Below are 16,513 nucleotides of genomic sequence, written 5' to 3'. Positions count from 1 at the left end.
AGCAAGGAGAAGAGGCCATGCCCAGCGTTTCGTTGAATGGCGAATCCAGTCGCAAGCGGCAGCAGGAAGAAGTCATCGAGAGCCGCCAGTTCCTGACCTTCCTGGTCGGCAGCGAGAGTTTTGCCATGCCGATCGGGAGCATTCGCGAGATCATCGAATTCGGCGGTCTCACAGAAGTGCCGTTGATGCCCGATTTCCTGCGCGGGGTGATCAACCTGCGCGGCTCGGTGGTGCCGGTGATCGACCTGTCGGTGCGCTTCGGTCGTGCGCCCACGGTGGAGGCCAAGCGCACCTGCATCATCATCATGGAACTCGTTCAGGACGAGCAGATGCTGTTGCTGGGCGTGATGGTCGATGCGGTCAGTGCGGTGCTGAGCATCGGCGTGGATCACATCGAACCGCGTCCGTCCTTTGGCGCCGGTATCCGCGCCGACTTCATCGAGGGCATGATCAACGTCAGCGAGCGCTTCATCGTCGTGCTGGACGTGCAGCGCGTGCTGTCGGTGGATGAACTGGCCAGCCTCCTGGGCATGAGTGCCGAGGATGCGCTGGGCGGCGTGCCGGTACTGTCGGCAGAAGCGGAAAGGCAGTAGCGCCATGGTCAGCACCGGCAAGCTGGAAGGCAGGAAGGGCGTGGGCCACAGTGCTGCGGGCTCGGCCGCTCCTGCTTCTGGGGTTGCCGGTACGGTGGCGGAGGCCGAGGTGAGCGACCAGGACATGCTGCTGTTCCAGCAGTTGTTCAAGCAGTACATTGGACTGCACCTGCCCTTGTCGAAAAAGGCCCTGCTGCAAAGCCGCCTGAGCCATCGACTCAACGAACTCGGGCTGCGCGGACTGGCGCAGTACCATCGCCTCATCAGTGATGCGGATGGTGCCGAGGAACGCCAGCGCGCCATCGATCTCATCACCACCAATGAAACCTATTTCTTCCGTGAACAGAGTCACTTCGATTTCCTGACGCGGGAACTGCTGCCGCTCTGGCGCGATCAGGCGCACCTGCGTGTCTGGAGCGCGGCCAGTGCCACCGGTGAAGAGGCCTATTCCCTGGCCATGCTGCTGGACAATCACCGGCCCGCAGGCAGCTGGTCGGTATTCGGTTCGGACATCAGTACCCGGGTCCTGCGCTTTGCGCGCCGCGCGCTCTATCCCATGGCGCGCGGACAGAATATCCCCCGCACGTACCTGCGTCGCTATTGCCTGCTCGGTACCGGAGAATACGAGGGCCATTTCCTGGTACAGGCCGACCTGCGCGCCAAGGTCGAATTCGCCCAGCGCAACCTGACCGCGCTGCATGAACATGATGACGGGCTGTACGACCTGATCTTCCTGCGCAACGTCATCATCTATTTCGACTGCGATACCAAGCTGCAGGTCTTGCGCGACGTGATCGCGCGCCTGCGTCCCGGCGGCTACCTGATCGTGGGCCATTCGGAATCGCTGCACGGCATGGCGCTGGACCTGCTGATGCACTCGCCCTCCATCTACCGGAGGCCGCCATGAGCGCACCCGCCACCATCCGCGTGATGGTCATCGATGATTCGTCGGTGGTGCGCCAGCTGGTGCAGCAGCTGCTGGCGCAGACCGCCGACATCCGCGTCATCGGGACCGCGCCTGATCCGGTCTTCGCCTTGCGCAAGATGCAGCAGGAGTGGCCCGACGTGATCCTGCTCGACATCGAAATGCCGCGCATGGATGGCATCACCTTCCTGCGCCAGATCATGGCCACCAGACCGACGCCGGTCATCATGTGCAGTGCCCGGGCCGGTGGCACTGGCGGCGTGACGGCTGAAGCGCTGGCCGCGGGTGCCGTGGCGGTGATTGCCCGGCCGCAATTGGGTGTACGCGATTTTCTTCATGAAGCGGTGGCCGAACTGGCTACTGCCATCCGCGCTGCCGCCCTGACCGGCCATGGCGCGCGGGGCGCGGCCGAAGGCTTCACCAGCGGCGCTGCGCAGGCGACACGGGCCGTGTCACCCGTGCTCAAGCTGCGCCCGGTCAAAGCAGCCGCACCGGAAATGCTGCATGATGCGGGATGGGCTGCGGTGCTGCAGCGTCATACCGCCGATGCGGTATTGCCAGCGCCGGGGCTGGCGGATGGCTATTGTCCGCCGACCGCGCGCATTGTCGCCATCGGCGCCTCGACCGGGGGGCCGCAGGCGCTGGAGCGGGTCCTCAAGCCACTGGACCGCCGCTGTCCGGGTATCGTGGTGGTGCAGCACATGCCGCAGCGATTCACCCGCAGTTTTGCCGAACGGCTGCACCGCATTTCCGGCGCCGAGGTCAAGGAAGCCGAGCATCTCGACCTGGTGCTGCCGGGGCGGGTGCTCATTGCTCCCGGGGGCAAGCACCTGGTGCTGCGGCGGGACGGACAGCAGTATTACGTGGAAACATTGGATGGCCCGCTGGTGAGCCGGCACAAGCCTTCGGTGGATGTGCTGTTCCGCTCTGCGGCCAAGGCCGCGGGCAGCAATGCAGTGGGCATCATCATGACCGGCATGGGGGACGATGGCGCAAGGGGGATGCGGGAAATGGCCGATTGCGGCGCCGCCACCTATGCCCAGGACGAGGCCAGCAGCGTGGTCTTCGGCATGCCGAAAGAAGCGATACACATGGGTGGCGTCGGTGACGTCCTCCCGCTCGATCATATCTCCGCCGTGATAGAACAATATGCCTCTAGAGAACATCAATGAGCTGATCGAATCCGCGCTGGTCGTCGATGACAGTGCCCTGCAGCGCCAGCACAGTGTGTCGCTGCTGCAGGAGCTGGGCGTCGATTTGATTTACGAGGCCGGCAACGGCAACGAGGCGCTGGATCTGCTGGCGCTGCTCAAGCTGCCGCCGGGCCTGGTGGTGATCGACCTGGAGATGCCGGGCATGGATGGCATCGAACTGATCCAGCAATTGCAGCTGCAGGGTATCGACATTCCCCTCATCGTCGCCTCCAGCCGCGAGACTTCGCTGCTGCTGTCGGTGGAAACCATGATCCACGCCCTGGGCATGAACCTGATCGGCGTGCTGCAGAAGCCGCTCAACCAGGGCCAGCTGCGCGCTGCCTTGCAATCCTTCCGTCCGCATGGCGGTGGTGTCCACGCCGATGATGATCCCCAGCCGTCCATGTGCGAAAGCGACCTCGGCACGGCCATCGGTGGTGGCCAGGTGCTGCCGTATTTCCAGCCCAAGGTGGATGTGCAGACCGGCATCCTCAAGGGCGTGGAAGCGCTGGCCCGCTGGGTGCATCCGGAGCGCGGCATGATTCCGCCGGACCGCTTCATTCCGCTGGCCGAGCAGTCCGGCCTGATCCATGATCTCACCATCAGCATGATGGACCAGTCGATGGCGCAGGCAGCTGTCTGGCACAGCCGGGGTTTGCCGATCAAGGTGGCGGTGAACCTGTCGCCGTTGTCGCTGGAGCAGCCGGATTTCCTGCGGCGTATCCTGGAACTGGTGGACAAGCACGCCCTGCCGGCCGAAAACGTGGTGCTGGAAATCACCGAAAGCTCGGTGGTGGCGCACAAGGGCAATTCACTGGGCATGCTGGCGCGGTTGCGCCTGAAGGGCTTCGGACTTTCCATTGACGACTACGGCACCGGCTTTTCGTCGATGCAGCAACTGGCGCGCATCCCTTTCACCGAACTGAAGATCGACCGCTCCTTCGTCCACGGTGCGCATGACCGCAAGAACTTGCGCGTGATCCTGCAGTCCGCGCTGGACATGGCGCAGCGGCTGGACCTGGTGACGGTGGCCGAAGGGGTGGAGACGATGGAAGACTGGCGCCTGCTGCAGGACTTCGGTTGCATCCTTGGACAGGGCTACCTGATCGGCAAGCCCATGCCGGCCAATGAATTGCCGCTGTGGCTGAAGGGCCATCATCGCCGGCTCAATGAATTGCGGCCGCTGGGCAAGGGTGCGGCTACAGGCGGGACGGCCTGAGCGGCCTGGTTCAACTCACAGCCGGCTGATCGGCTGGTCGCTGATCGCGTCCAGGTAATCGCGCGCCGCACCCAGTCCCGGAATCTGTACCTGCGCATCGATCTCCAGCATGGGCACCAGCACGAAGGCCCGCTGCGCCATGCGGGGATGCGGGACGATCAGTTCTTCATCCTCCAGCACTGCCTCTCCATACATCAATACATCCAGATCCAGCGTGCGCGGGGCATTGCGGTAAGGGCGCTCGCGCCCGTGCTGCAGCTCGATGGCCTGCAGCGCATGCAGCAGTTCCAGCGCGGTCAGCGACGTGGAGACCAGTGCGACGGCATTGACGTAGTCGTCGCCACTGGAATCGATGGGCGCGGTGCGATAGAGCGAAGACGTGCCCAGCAGCTGCGACTGCGGCAGCCGGGCCAGGTGGGCGATGGCTTCTTCGACGGTGGCGCGGGCGTCGCCGAGGTTGCCACCGATGCCGATCCAGGCTTGCGTGGAGGACGATGCCACGCTGTTCAGTCGTCGCCTGCCGGCGCGCCCTCACCACCGGCACCGCCTGCGCTACCGCTGCTGCGACGACGGCGACGGCGCTTGGGCGCCTCAGCCGTGCCGCCCTCAGCCGGTTCAACCGGCGTCTCGGCCGCTTCCTTGGGGGCGCGTGCGCGCACCGGCGCTGGGGCGCTGGCTTCCTGCTCGCTGCCGCTGTCGCTGGTGTCAACGGTATCAACGGTGTCCCCCGCCGACTTGCTGCGGCTGCGTCCGCCACGGCGTTTGCGTTTCTTGGGCGCGGCGCTGCTGCCGGCAGGATCGGCCGGTTTGCGGGCGATCAGTTCTTCGCGCTCGGCACCATTGCCGGCGATGAAGGCTTCCCACCATTCGCCGAGTTCGGCATCGAGTTCACCGGACTGGCAGCGCAGCAGCAGGAAATCGAAACCGGCGCGCAGGCGCAGGTGTTCCAGCAGCTTGTACGGGGCCTTGCCGACACGGCGCTCGAAGCGCGGCTGCATGGCCCAGATGTCGCGCATGTCGGAGGCGATCTTGCGTTGCAGCGCCAGCTTCTCGGTCTGGGCATCGAGCACGTCATCGGCGGCCAGATGCAGGGCGGGAATCGGATACTCACCGGCAGCCTGGTAGGCGCGCCACTTCTCCAGCACCTGGTGCCACAGCAGCGAGGCGAACAGGAAGCCCGGCGAGACGCCCTTGCCTTCCTTGACGCGAGCGTCCGTATTTGCCAGCGCGAGGCTGACGAACTTCTCGCCCAGCGGCTGTTCCAGCACCACGTCCAGCAGCGGCAGCAGGCCGTGATGCAGGCCTTCCTTGCGCAGCTGCTGCAGGCAGGCCAGCGCGTGGCCGCTCATGAGCAGCTTCAACATTTCATCGAACACGCGGGCGGCCGGCACGTTGTCGATGAGCGGGGCCATCACGCGGATCGGCGCGCTGCTGGCCGGATCGATGGTGAACTTGAGCTTGGCTGCGAAGCGCACCACGCGCAGCATGCGGACCGGGTCCTCGCGGTAGCGCGCTTCGGGTTCGCCGATGATGCGCAGCTTCTTGTCGCGGATGTCGGCGATGCCGCCGTGGTAATCGAGCACGGCCTGGCTGGCCGGATCGTAGTACATCGCGTTGATGGTGAAGTCGCGGCGGGTGGCATCTTCATGCTGCTCGCCGAAGGTGTTGTCGCGCAGCACGCGGCCATGTTCATCCTTGGGCGCGGCTTCGGCCGAGGCACCACGGAAGGTGGTGACTTCGATCAGTTCCTGTCCGAACATGACATGCACGATCTGGAAGCGGCGGCCGATGATGAAGGCCCGGCGGAACAATTGCTTGACCTGTTCGGGCGTGGCGTTGGTGGCCACGTCGAAATCCTTGGGCTTGATGCCCAGCAGCAGGTCGCGCACCGCACCGCCGACGATGAAGGCCTTGTAGCCCGCATCCTGCAGGGTCTGCGTCACGCGCACGGCATTGGGCGAGACCAGTGCCGGATCGATGCCATGCTCTTTGGGGCCGAGCACATCGGGGTCAATCTTGCCGCCTGCGGCAGCGGCCTTGGCGCGCGTTTTCTTCACGGGCTCGGCACCCTCGGCTGCGGCAGCCTTGCCGCGTCCGAGAATGGAGCGAATCAGTTTCTTGATCATTGCGCGTGGCCGTCGGCGAAGAGGTTCAGCACCGGCCAGCCGCGCGCCTGGGCATGCGCCAGCAGCTTGTCGTTGGGGTTGGTGGCGATCGGATCGGTCACCCGTTCCAGGAGCGGAATGTCGTTCTGCGAATCGCTGTAGAAATAGCTGCGCTCGAATTGGTCCAGCTTGAAGCCCAGGCGTTGCAGCCAGGCTTCGGTATGGACGATCTTGCCCGGGCCGAAGGTCGGCGTGCCGTCGAGCTTGCCGGTGAGGTTGCCGGCGTCATCGAGCACGGGCAGGGCGGCGATCAGGTGCTCCACGCCGAAGTGCGAAGCGATCGGCTTGGTCACGAAGTGGTTGGTGGCGGTGACGATGGCCACCAGGTCGCCGGCGTCCAGGTGCTTCTTCACCAGCGCTACGGCTTGCGGCAGGATGGCAGGCTTGACCACTTCGTCCATGAATTGCAGGTGCATCTCGTCGAGCTGCGTGCGCGGGAAGCGCGACAGGTTGCCCAGCGCGAACTCCAGGTAGGCCACCGGGTCGAGCGTGCCGTTCTGGTAATGGGCGAACCATTCGTCATTGGCCTTGCGGAAGCTGTCGGCATCCACGGCGCCGATGCGCGCCATGAATTCGCCCCACTCGTGGTCGGAGTCGAGCGGCAGCAGGGTATGGTCGAGATCGAAAAGGGCGAGGTTCATTGTTCTCCGGATTCCTGTTGTAACAGTTCGCGTAGCAAGGGCAGGGTGATGGCGCGCTTGGTGGCCAGCGAGTAGCGGTCCAGCGCGTCGAGCATGCGCGACAGCGAGGGCATGTCGCGCCGGTAGTGGGTGAGCATGTACATCATCACGGCCGGGGGAATTTCCAGGCCGCGGTCCAGCGTGATCTGCAGCAGGGCGGCGATCTTCTCGTCGTCCGACAGGTCGTGCACCTGGTAGATCAGGCCCCAGCCGAGCCGGGTACGCAGGTCTTCGCGCAGCTCCAGGCGGGTCGGGGGCAGGGTGCCGGTGCAGACCATGCAGCCGCCCTGTTCACGGATCTGGTTGAACAGGTTGAAGGCGGCGATCTGCTGTTCCTCGAACAGTTGATCGACGTCATCGAGCAGGTAATGGCTGGTCTGCGGGCTATAGTCGAAGGCCGACTCCGGGGAGTCGGCACTGATGAGCCGTGCGCGGTTGCCTTCCTGGCCGGCCTTGGTGGCCAGGGCGTGCAGCAGGTGGGTCTTGCCGGCGCCGGCTTCGGCCCAGAGATAGATGAAGCGGTCGGTGCTGGCGCTGCCGGTCTGGATGGATTTGTCCACGCCGGCCGTGGCCAGCAGCTTCAAGCGCTCCAGCAGTTCTGCGTTGCGGCCGGTCACGAAGCTGTCGAAGCTCTGCGGCTGGTCCGCGCTCAAATCGAGCGGAATCTGTTTCATCGGTGGCTATCAGCTACGAAGGCCGCAAGCTGCTTGCGGCCAGTTAATGCAGGACGGCGCCAAGCGCCCGAGCCTGCGCAGCGTCCTGCAAGGGCAGGGAGGCTGTGATCGATCATAAACTCTTCAACGGTTGTAAAAATTGCTGGCCAGATACTCGCGCCGCACATGCATGGCGATCACCGAGACAATGGCCGAGGCCGGCAGCGCCAGCAGCACGCCGACAAAACCGAACAGCTGGCCAAAGGCCAGCAGCGCGAAAATCACCACCAGCGGGTGCAGGCCGATACGCTCGCCCACCAGCTTGGGCGTGAGGATGAAGCTTTCCAGCACCTGTCCCACGCCATAAATCAGAGCCACCCACAGCAAGCCGATGGCGCCATCGAATTGCAGGATGGCCGCCAGGATCGCCAGCACCAGCCCCAGGCCGAAGCCCACATAGGGGATGAACACCAGCAGGCCCGTCAGGACGCCCACCGGCAGGGCGCTGTCAAATCCGGCTGCAGTGAGCGCAACCGAATAATAGACCGCCAGCACCAGCATCACCAGCAATTGTCCACGCAAGTACTGTCCCAGCAGGCTGTCGACCTCGGCCGCCATGGTATTGACGCGGCCGGCCCAGCGGCGCGGGATCATGATCTGCAGGCGCTTGAGGAAGGGATGCCAGTCCTGCAGCAGGTAAAACAGCACCATGGGTACGAACAGCAGGTTGGCCAGCCAGGCCAGCAGTGCCGTGCCCCCGACCTTGGCCGAGGCCAGCACCGAACTCCACAGCTCGTCGCCACTGGTGCTGATCTGTTGCGTGAGCAAAGCCTTGATGCCCGCCAGGTCCAGCCGCACGTCGATGCCCAGCTGGTGCAGGCGCGGCGAGAGGAAGGCGTTCAACTTGTCCAGCAGCGGCGGCACCTGGGCCTGCAGCAGCGGGATCTGGCGCAGTACCAAGGGCACCACGATCAATACCAGCGCCAGTCCGGCCAGGATCAGCAGCAGCACCATGATGGTCACGCCGACGAAACGCGGGATGCGCAACGGGCCGATGCGGCGGCTGGCGATCCAGTCCACGCCGGGGTTGAGCGCGTAACCGATGATGCCGGCGGCGACGAAGGGCGAGAGCATTGGGCCCAGCGCCACCAGAAGCGCCAACAGCAAAATGCCGACAATCAGCCACACCAGGTTCTGTTTTTGCTCTTCGGACAAAGAAAAAGGCATGGATTCGGAGTTCGCGGGTGTCGGTTTTGTTAAAATCACGGCCTGGCAGGGGTACTTCGGCCCTGAATCCCCTATTTTACCGTCTTCACTGGCAATATTTCATCATGACTTCACCTTCCAATGTCTCCCTCTCCTACCGTGACGCTGGCGTCGATATCGATGCCGGTGACGCCCTGGTCGAAGCGATCAAGCCGTTCGCCAAGCGCACCACCCGCGAAGGCGTGCTGGGCGGCATTGGCGGTTTCGGTGCCCTGTTCGAGATCAGCAAGAAGTACAAGGAACCGGTGCTGGTGTCCGGCACCGACGGCGTGGGCACCAAGCTCAAGCTGGCTTTCCACCTGAACCGTCACGATACGGTCGGTATCGACCTGGTGGCCATGAGCGTCAACGACATCCTGGTGCAGGGTGCCGAGCCGCTGTTCTTCCTGGACTACTTTGCCTGCGGCAAGCTGGACGTACCCTCGGCCACCGATGTCATCAAGGGTATCGCCGCCGGTTGCGAACAGGCCGGCTGCGCCCTGATCGGCGGTGAAACCGCGGAAATGCCCAGCATGTACCCGGACGGTGAATACGACCTGGCCGGCTTCGCCGTGGGCGCAGTGGAAAAGTCCAAGATCATCGACGGCACCAAGATCGCCCCGGGCGACGTGGTGCTGGGCCTGGCCTCCTCGGGCGCTCACTCCAACGGCTACTCGCTGGTGCGCAAGATCCTGGACGTGGCCAAGCCCGACCTGGAAGCCGACTTCCACGGCCGCAAGCTGGCCGATGTGCTGATGGCCCCGACCCGCATCTATGTCAAGCCGCTGCTGTCGCTGATGGAGAAGTTGGAAGTCAAGGGCATGGTCCACATCACCGGTGGCGGCCTGGTCGAGAACATCCCGCGCGTGCTGCAGGATCACCTGACGGCGGAGCTGGACGCCAAGTCCTGGACCATGCCCCCGCTGTTCACCTGGCTGCAGCAGCATGGTGGCGTGGCCGATGCGGAAATGCATCGCGTCTTCAACTGCGGCATCGGCATGACCGTGATCGTCTCCAAGGAAAACGCCGACGCCGCTGAAGCCCACCTGAAGGCTGCTGGCGAGACCGTCTACCGCATCGGCGCCATCCGCGCCCGCGCTGAAGGCGAAGCACAGACCATCGTGCGCTGATCGACCCGTGTAAATCGTTTTAACGATTTATAAAGTAACAAGGCTGCATTCCCAGGAATGCAGCCTTTTTATTTTTGCCAGGGAATTTCCCGTCGAATGGAAACTTAGTTTTATTAAAACCAAAACTAAGTTTCCAAAAAGAAAAAACTAACAGTGAGTTCAGCTCGCCTGCCCGACATCCCCATCCTGCTCCGCCAGGATCTGTCGCGGCACGGCCTGCAGGCCACGCGCCACGCCATTCGGTGGAGGCACGCGCACCGGCTCGCTGATGTCGGCGGCGGTGGAGAGCACGTTCAGGGTATCTTCCGGCGGGGCATCCCAGACCGGATCGTCGATGGCCTCGAAGACGCGCTTCAATTGCGAACCCCAGCTGCGGCGGATCATCTGGAAATACTGGTTCTGCTCATCGATGGTGACGAAGCGGGTCACGGCCAGGTCTTCGCTCTCATAGACCAGCAGGTCCAGCGGCAGGCCTACCGAGATGTTGGACTTCAAGGTCGAATCCATGGAGATCAGCGCACACTTGGCTGCCTCGTCCAGCGAGGTCTGGGGTGTCACCACGCGGTCGATGATGGGCTTGCCGTATTTGGATTCGCCGATCTGGAAGTAGGTGTTTTCGTCGTGCGACTCGATGAAGTTGCCGGCCGAGTACATCTGGAACAGCCTGCAGCGCTCGCCACGGATCTGGCCGCCGAAGATGATGCTGACGTTGAAATCGATACCGAACTTGCTCAGCTCGGCGGCCTCGCGGTCATGCACGGCGCGGATGGCATCACCCAGGATCTGCGCGGCTTCGTACATGGAGGTGGCAGTCCAGATGCTGCGGCCTTCCGCATTGGTGCGGTCGGTCAGCATCTGGCGGATGGATTGCGAAATCGACAGGTTGCCGGCGGTCATCATGACCATTACGCGGTCGCCCGGATTCTCGTAAACACTCATCTTGCGGAAGGTGCCGATATGGTCCACTCCCGCGTTGGTGCGCGAATCGGACAGGAACACCAGGCCGCTGTTGAGGCGCATGGCTACGCAGTAGGTCATGATGGAATCGTGATACGTGGAAACGGAAAGCCGGATTTTACCGTAAGGCCCGGCGCCAAAGCGTGCGCACCGGGGGCATCTGTCGTGACGTACCTACAGTAACGGCCTGTTTCCCGAAAAGATGACAGCGGCTGTGCTTCTTTCTCGCGCGTGAAGCACAGCCGGGGCGGCTTACGCTGCCAAAGGAACAAGAAAATCGCGGCTGATGCGATTGCCCAGTTCGAAGATGCGCTCCAGGAATTCGGTGAGCGTATCGTGCAGCCCGGCTTCCAGGATTTCCTCGATGCGGGCGAACTTCAGGTCGGCATGCAGCTTGCCGGCAAAGCGCTCGGTATCGGCCGAGACGTCATTGCGCACGTGATGCAGGTTGGAGATCACGTTGCCCATGCAAGCCAGGAGCGAGCGCGGCATGTCGGCCCGCAGGATCAGCAGCTCGGCCACCCGCTCGGGCGTGATGACGTCGCGGTAGACCTTGCGGTAGATCTCGAAGCCCGACACCGAGCGCAGGATCGCGGCCCAGTAGTAGAAGTCCAGCTGTCCCGCTTCATCGCGCGCCGACTGGCTTTGCGATTGCGATTGCGACTGGCCGTTCTGCTTCTGCGACTGGGTTTCCTTGGCGCCGTGGAACTTGACGTCGATGATGCGCGCCGTGTTGTCCGCACGTTCCAGGAAGGTCCCCAGGCGGATGAAGTGGAAGGCCTCATCCTCCAGCATGGTGCCGATGGTCACGCCCCGCGAGAGGTGCGAGCGATGCTTGACCCATTCGAAGAAATCGCTCGGGTTCTGCTCCAGCGCATTGGTCTGCAGGTAGGACTGCATCTTGATCCAGGTGGCGTTCTGGATCTCCCACGCTTCGGTGGTCAGCGCGCCGCGTACGGCACGCGCATTCTCGCGCGCCTGGCGCAGGCAGGAAGCAATCGAGGACGGGTTGTTGGGATCCCGCACCATGAAGTCGATGACATCCTTCTGCGTGAGCTTGTCGTATTTCTGGTTGTAGCCATAGAGCAGTTCCGAGATGCCCAGCACGGCGCGCCAGCCTTGCTCGGCGTCGTCGACCGATTGCGGCAGCAGGGCGGTCTGTACGTGCACGTCGAGCATGCGGGCGGTGTTCTCGGCGCGCTCGGTGTAGCGGGCCATCCAGAAGAGGTGATCGGCGGTACGGCTCAGCATCTTATTTCTCCAGAATCCAGGTGTCCTTGGTGCCGCCGCCTTGCGACGAGTTCACCACCAGCGAGCCTTCCTTCAGGGCCACGCGCGTCAAGCCGCCCTTGACCATGGTGATCTGCTTGCCGGACAAGACGAACGGACGCAGGTCCAGGTGGCGCGGGGCGATGCCGGACTCCACATAGGTCGGGCACACGGAGAGGGCCAGCGTGGGCTGGGCGATGTAGCCGTCAGGCTTGGCGATGATGCGCGCGCGGAAGTCTTCGATCTCCTGCTTGGTGGAAGCCGGGCCGACCAGCATGCCGTAACCGCCGGCACCGTGGACTTCCTTGACCACCAGCTTTTCGAGGTTGGCCAGGGTGTAGGAAAGATCTTCCTTCTTGCGGCACTGGTAAGTCGGTACGTTGTTGAGGATGGGATCTTCGGACAGATAGAAGCGCACCATGTCCGGTACATACGGATAGATCGACTTGTCGTCGGCCACACCGGTCCCGATCGCATTGGTCAGCGTCACCTTGCCGGCGCGATAGGCCTGCAGCAGGCCCGGCACGCCCAGCGCCGAATCGGGACGGAAAGCCAGCGGATCGAGGAAGTCGTCATCGATGCGGCGATAGATCACGTCGACCCGCTTGGGGCCGCGCGTGGTGCGCATGTAGACCACGTTGTCCTTGACGAAGAGGTCCTGTCCCTCGACCAGTTCCACGCCCATCTGCTGGGCCAGGAAAGCGTGCTCGAAGTAGGCCGAGTTGTACATGCCCGGGGTCATCACCACCACCGTCGGATCGGTCACGCCGGCCGGCGCCACCGAACGCAGGTTGTCCAGCAGCAGGTCGGGATAGTGATCGACCGGCGCAATCTTGTGGCGCTTGAACAGGTCCGGGAAGAGCCGCATCATCATCTTGCGGTTCTCCAGCATGTAGGACACGCCGGAGGGCACGCGCAGGTTGTCTTCCAGTACGTAGAATTCACCTTCGCCCGCCCGCACGATGTCGACCCCGGCGATGTGCGCGTAGATGTCGTTGACCACGTTCACATCCTGCATCTCGCGCCGGTACTGGGCGTTCTGGAAGATCTGCTCGGGCGGGATGATGCCGGCCTTGACGATCTTCTGCTCGTGATAGATGTCGTGGATGAACATGTTGAGCGCCTTGACGCGCTGGACCAGTCCCGCTTCCAGCTTGGCCCATTCGGCCTTGTGGATGATGCGCGGGATGATGTCGAAGGGGATCAGGCGCTCGGTGCCGGCATCGTTGCCATAGACGGCGAAGGTAATGCCGACGCGGCGGAAGATCAGGTCGGATTCGGCACGTTTGCGGGCGATGATTTCGGGCGACTGCGCCGAAAGCCAGCTGGCGAATTCTGCATAGTGCTGACGCACTTGACCTGCTTCGCTGCCTGCGCCTCCTGAATACATCTCATCAAAAAAATGTGCCATAGATTTGCTTCGTGTTCCCGTGGGGAGCGGGAATCTTTCTAAGTAGGTTGTAACGAAAACAGAGGCGGTGGGTACGGCAAAACTACAGCGTGGGTACAGCATAATGCGATGGCGCTAGGGGACTGCTGCTGCACGCCAGCGCCAGCGTGCATGAAGAAAGACTAACAGAGGCTTGAAATTTTTGACAGAGGAAAATTGCATGCTTTTGCTCCTCGCCCGCGCGGGTCTGCTGCCATCAAACGCAGACCCGCAGCGGCTTCAGTTATTCCATGGCGTCGGTGCGGGAACCTCGCAGGGGGCCGGCATGTCGATGGTCTTGAAGTCGGCCGGACTAACGATTTCCAGGTACTCCATGTCGGGCGAGTAGTCGAACAGGAAGTGCACGATGCCCGGCCGCTGGTGCACGCAATCCCCGGCCTTGACCAGCGTGACTTCGGTCTCGTACATGAAGCGCGCCCAGCCCTTCAGCATGATCACGATGTGGAAATTGGCCTCGTGCCGATGCCATCCGGTGCCGGTTTGCGGTGCCATGTTGGCCTTGACCAGCTGCGCCACCACCTGGCCGCCGGTGGCCGCTGCAATGCCCAGGTCGCGATACAGGAAGAAGTCGCGCAGCCCTCCCGTTTCATAGGGCGTGTCGCCTTCGCTGACATGCGAAAAGCTGTTCTGCGCCAGTACGCTTGCCTCCGCTACGGTATTCATCACATCCATCCTTTCTGCGGTTTCCCGCCATGGGCCTGCGACAAAAAACGGGCGCGACTTTTCCTGCCGGTGCTGCTGGTGATGCGCGCGCCCTAGAATTCCACGTCCAGTTCGTCGATATCCTCCGGTTCCTTTTTGGCCGCCGTGATCCATTCCTGCATCTCCGGCATGGCCATGATGCGCTTGGCATAGGCGGTGCAGATGGGATCGAGCTTGACGTCATAGGTCATGAAGCGCGTCACCACCGGCGCATACATGGCATCGGCCATGGTACGTTGTTCGCCGAACAGGAAGGGGCCGCCGTATTTGGCCAGGCACTCCTTCCAGATGGTGGTGATGCGCACGATGTCGGCTTCGGCGCGGGACCACACCTTGAAGTTGGGGAAGTGGCCCTTGAGATTCATCGGCAGCGCCGCGCGCAGGGCCGAGAAGCCCGAATGCATTTCCCCGCACACCGAGCGGCAATGCGCCCGGGCGGCGAGGTCGGCCGGCAGCAGCTTGGCGCCGGGACGGATTTCGTTGAGATATTCGGCAATGGCCAGCGTATCCCATACCAGTACGTCGCCATGGTGGAGGCTGGGTACCAGGATGGAGGAAGACAGCAGCAGGATCTCTGCCCTTGCCGACGGGTCGTCCGGCGGCACGATGTCTTCCTCGAAAGAGAGCCCGGCGAACCTGGCCATGAGCCAGCCGCGCAGGGACCACGAGGAGTAGTTCTTGCTGGTGATGCGCAAAGTCGTCTTAGGCATGTCAGTCCTTTATCTGTTTTGTGCAGGTTGACTTTGGGCACGCTGCCGCGTGAGCGGCGGTGTCTTGTTCATCATCTTCGTCGCCCGCCCCGTCTGCGCTCGGGGAGGACACGGCCCACGGGAGCAGACCGCGTATCACTGCTTGCAAGGCTTGTGCCAGCTCGCGGGAACGGCAGGGGGGCGCACTGCCGGCATTTCCGCACGGCCACCCATCCTCCTGCAAAACTCGCAAAAGCTGTGCGCAGGCGGCCTGGCGGCCCATCAATGGCACGACAATTGCATCGCTGCCATGGCGAGCGGACACCAAAAAGAGACAACCGAGGGCGGCGCTTCATGATCAATACCTATCAGCTCTACCAGAACTACGCCGACGCCACCGATCCGCTGCGGGCCTGTGCCCGCATGATGGCGCCCCTGCTGGGGGCGACCTGGCCCGGTGTGCCGGTCAATCCGGCCTTGCGCAAGATGGCCTCGGCCTGCGAGGTCTTTGCGCGGACCCAATTGACCCATGCACGCCCGCCTTTCGAGATCGGCGAGGTGCTCGACGGCGGGCGCACAATTGCGGTGCATGAGGAGGAAATCAGCGCCACGCCCTTCTGTGGCCTGCTGCATTTCCGCAAGGAAACCTCGGCCGTGCAGCCCAAGGTGTTGGTGGTGGCACCCATGTCGGGCCACTTCGCCACGCTGCTGCGCGGCACCGTCAAGACGCTGCTGCGCGATCACGACGTCTACATCACCGACTGGCGCAATGCACGCGATGTTGCCCTGGAGCACGGCCGCTTTGGCCTGGATGAATACGTTTCCCATGTGATCGAATTCCTCGGCGTGCTGGGTCCCGGTGCACACCTGCTGGCGGTGTGCCAGCCGACCGTGGCCGCGCTGACCGCCGCCTCCGTGATGGCCGAGGACAATCATCCGGCCCAGCCGCGCACCATGACGCTCATGGCCGGGCCGCTCGACACCCGCGTCAATCCCACCGCCGTCAACGCGCTGGCCAAGAGCAAGCCGATCAGCTGGTTCGAGAAGAACATGATCAGCACCGTCCCGGCCCGCCATGCCGGCGCCGGGCGCCGGGTCTATCCGGGCTTCGTGCAGTTGAGTGCCTTCATGAACATGAACCTGAACCGCCACGTCGATGCCTTCCGCAAGCTGTATCACCACCTGGTGGAGGGGGAGGATGCCCAGGCCGCGCAGATCAAGGATTTCTACGAAGAGTATTTCGCCATGGCCGACCTGCCGGCCGAGTTCTACCTGGAAACGGTGCGCACGGTCTTCCAGGAACACGCGCTGCCGCTGGGCAAGCTGACCTATCGCGAGCGCGTGGTCGATCCGCGCGCCATCCGCCGGACGGCCCTCTTTACCATCGAGGGTGAGAAGGACGATATCTGTGCGGTCGGCCAGACCGTGGCCGCACAGGAAATGTGCAGCAACATCCGGCCCTACATGCGCCTGCACCATGTTCAGACGGCCGTGGGGCATTACGGGGTCTTCAACGGACGGCGCTGGGACAACGAGATCTATCCGCGCCTGCGGGATTTCATTAACATGCATCACAGGTGAGCTTGCGGCATGCTCACCAAGGCGAGTGAAAAACTTGGGTAAAAACTTAGTTTTCAGGATCG

General features: G+C 63.2%; 16 protein-coding genes. 6 read left to right on the top strand and 10 right to left on the bottom strand.

Annotated features, from left to right (window positions below; all coding sequences use genetic code 11):
• Positions 1–17: 17 nt before the first annotated feature.
• Genes FYB76_RS23860 through FYB76_RS23845 form a run of 4 tightly spaced genes read left to right on the top strand, consistent with a single transcriptional unit; the run spans position 18 to position 3,930 of the window.
• Positions 18–593 (top strand): chemotaxis protein CheW, encoded by a 576-nt coding sequence (locus tag FYB76_RS23860; RefSeq protein WP_088754558.1) that lies wholly within the window; start codon positions 18–20, stop codon positions 591–593.
• 4 nt (positions 594–597) lie between these two features.
• The gene (locus FYB76_RS23855) at positions 598–1,500 is read left to right on the top strand and encodes a protein-glutamate O-methyltransferase CheR (protein WP_154135289.1); all 903 of its coding nucleotides are present in this window, start codon (positions 598–600) and stop codon (positions 1,498–1,500) included.
• Positions 1,497–2,690 (top strand): chemotaxis response regulator protein-glutamate methylesterase, encoded by a 1,194-nt coding sequence (locus FYB76_RS23850; RefSeq protein WP_154135288.1) that lies wholly within the window; start codon positions 1,497–1,499, stop codon positions 2,688–2,690. The genes FYB76_RS23855 and FYB76_RS23850 overlap by 4 nt, the downstream gene beginning before the upstream one ends.
• Entirely contained in the window at positions 2,668–3,930 is a 1,263-nt protein-coding gene (locus tag FYB76_RS23845; RefSeq protein WP_154135287.1) for an EAL domain-containing protein, read from the top strand. The genes FYB76_RS23850 and FYB76_RS23845 overlap by 23 nt, the downstream gene beginning before the upstream one ends.
• 15 nt (positions 3,931–3,945) lie before the next feature.
• On the opposite strand, the gene folK is transcribed toward FYB76_RS23845, so the two are convergent.
• The 5 genes from folK to FYB76_RS23820 all read right to left on the bottom strand — a co-directional run bounded on the left by folK (position 3,946) and on the right by FYB76_RS23820 (position 8,655).
• The gene (gene folK / locus FYB76_RS23840; protein ID WP_088754562.1) at positions 3,946–4,431 is read right to left on the bottom strand and encodes a 2-amino-4-hydroxy-6-hydroxymethyldihydropteridine diphosphokinase; all 486 of its coding nucleotides are present in this window, start codon (positions 4,429–4,431) and stop codon (positions 3,946–3,948) included.
• 5 nt (positions 4,432–4,436) lie between these two features.
• Positions 4,437–6,056: a polynucleotide adenylyltransferase PcnB gene (gene pcnB / locus FYB76_RS23835; RefSeq protein WP_154135285.1), complete on the bottom strand. Its 1,620-nt coding sequence runs from the start codon at positions 6,054–6,056 to the stop codon at positions 4,437–4,439.
• On the bottom strand, positions 6,053–6,736 hold the full coding sequence (locus tag FYB76_RS23830) for an HAD family phosphatase (protein WP_088754564.1): 684 nt from the start codon (positions 6,734–6,736) through the stop codon (positions 6,053–6,055). The genes pcnB and FYB76_RS23830 overlap by 4 nt, the downstream gene beginning before the upstream one ends.
• Positions 6,733–7,449 carry a DnaA regulatory inactivator Hda gene (gene hda / locus FYB76_RS23825; RefSeq protein ID WP_034338369.1) on the bottom strand — a complete coding sequence of 239 codons (717 nt, stop codon included), beginning with the start codon at positions 7,447–7,449 and terminating at the stop codon, positions 6,733–6,735. Before hda ends, FYB76_RS23830 begins: the two co-directional genes overlap by 4 nt.
• A 123-nt stretch (positions 7,450–7,572) precedes the next feature.
• Positions 7,573–8,655: an AI-2E family transporter gene (locus FYB76_RS23820; protein ID WP_088754565.1), complete on the bottom strand. Its 1,083-nt coding sequence runs from the start codon at positions 8,653–8,655 to the stop codon at positions 7,573–7,575.
• 104 nt (positions 8,656–8,759) lie between these two features.
• Here FYB76_RS23820 and purM point away from each other — a divergent pair, with 104 nt between their 5' ends.
• Entirely contained in the window at positions 8,760–9,803 is a 1,044-nt protein-coding gene (gene purM / locus FYB76_RS23815; protein WP_013232670.1) for a phosphoribosylformylglycinamidine cyclo-ligase, read from the top strand.
• 159 nt (positions 9,804–9,962) lie between these two features.
• On the opposite strand, the gene FYB76_RS23810 is transcribed toward purM, so the two are convergent.
• The 5 genes from FYB76_RS23810 to FYB76_RS23790 all read right to left on the bottom strand — a co-directional run bounded on the left by FYB76_RS23810 (position 9,963) and on the right by FYB76_RS23790 (position 14,891).
• Complete coding sequence (locus tag FYB76_RS23810) at positions 9,963–10,841, bottom strand: peptidase (RefSeq protein WP_088754567.1); 879 nt, start codon at positions 10,839–10,841, stop codon at positions 9,963–9,965.
• Positions 10,842–11,012: 171 nt separating this feature from the next.
• Positions 11,013–12,011 carry an alpha-E domain-containing protein gene (locus FYB76_RS23805; RefSeq protein ID WP_088754568.1) on the bottom strand — a complete coding sequence of 333 codons (999 nt, stop codon included), beginning with the start codon at positions 12,009–12,011 and terminating at the stop codon, positions 11,013–11,015.
• Between the two features lies 1 nt (position 12,012).
• Complete coding sequence (locus FYB76_RS23800) at positions 12,013–13,440, bottom strand: circularly permuted type 2 ATP-grasp protein (RefSeq protein WP_034338355.1); 1,428 nt, start codon at positions 13,438–13,440, stop codon at positions 12,013–12,015.
• A gap of 258 nt (positions 13,441–13,698) precedes the next feature.
• Positions 13,699–14,142, bottom strand: coding sequence for a cupin domain-containing protein (locus FYB76_RS23795; RefSeq protein WP_088754569.1), 444 nt, complete (start codon positions 14,140–14,142; stop codon positions 13,699–13,701).
• 92 nt (positions 14,143–14,234) lie between these two features.
• A complete protein-coding gene (locus tag FYB76_RS23790; RefSeq protein WP_034338352.1) occupies positions 14,235–14,891 on the bottom strand; it encodes a glutathione S-transferase family protein in 657 nt (218 codons plus the stop codon).
• 333 nt (positions 14,892–15,224) lie between these two features.
• Between FYB76_RS23790 and FYB76_RS23785 the strand changes: the two genes are divergently transcribed.
• Entirely contained in the window at positions 15,225–16,451 is a 1,227-nt protein-coding gene (locus FYB76_RS23785) for a polyhydroxyalkanoate depolymerase (RefSeq protein ID WP_154135284.1), read from the top strand.
• Positions 16,452–16,513: the final 62 nt, after the last annotated feature.

Origin of the sequence: Herbaspirillum sp. CAH-3 (genome assembly GCF_009668275.1) — a bacterium.
GTDB lineage: Bacteria > Pseudomonadota > Gammaproteobacteria > Burkholderiales > Burkholderiaceae_D > Herbaspirillum > Herbaspirillum aquaticum.
Note: the sequence above shows the minus strand (reverse complement) of the source record. Positions and strands in the feature narration are given on the sequence as shown.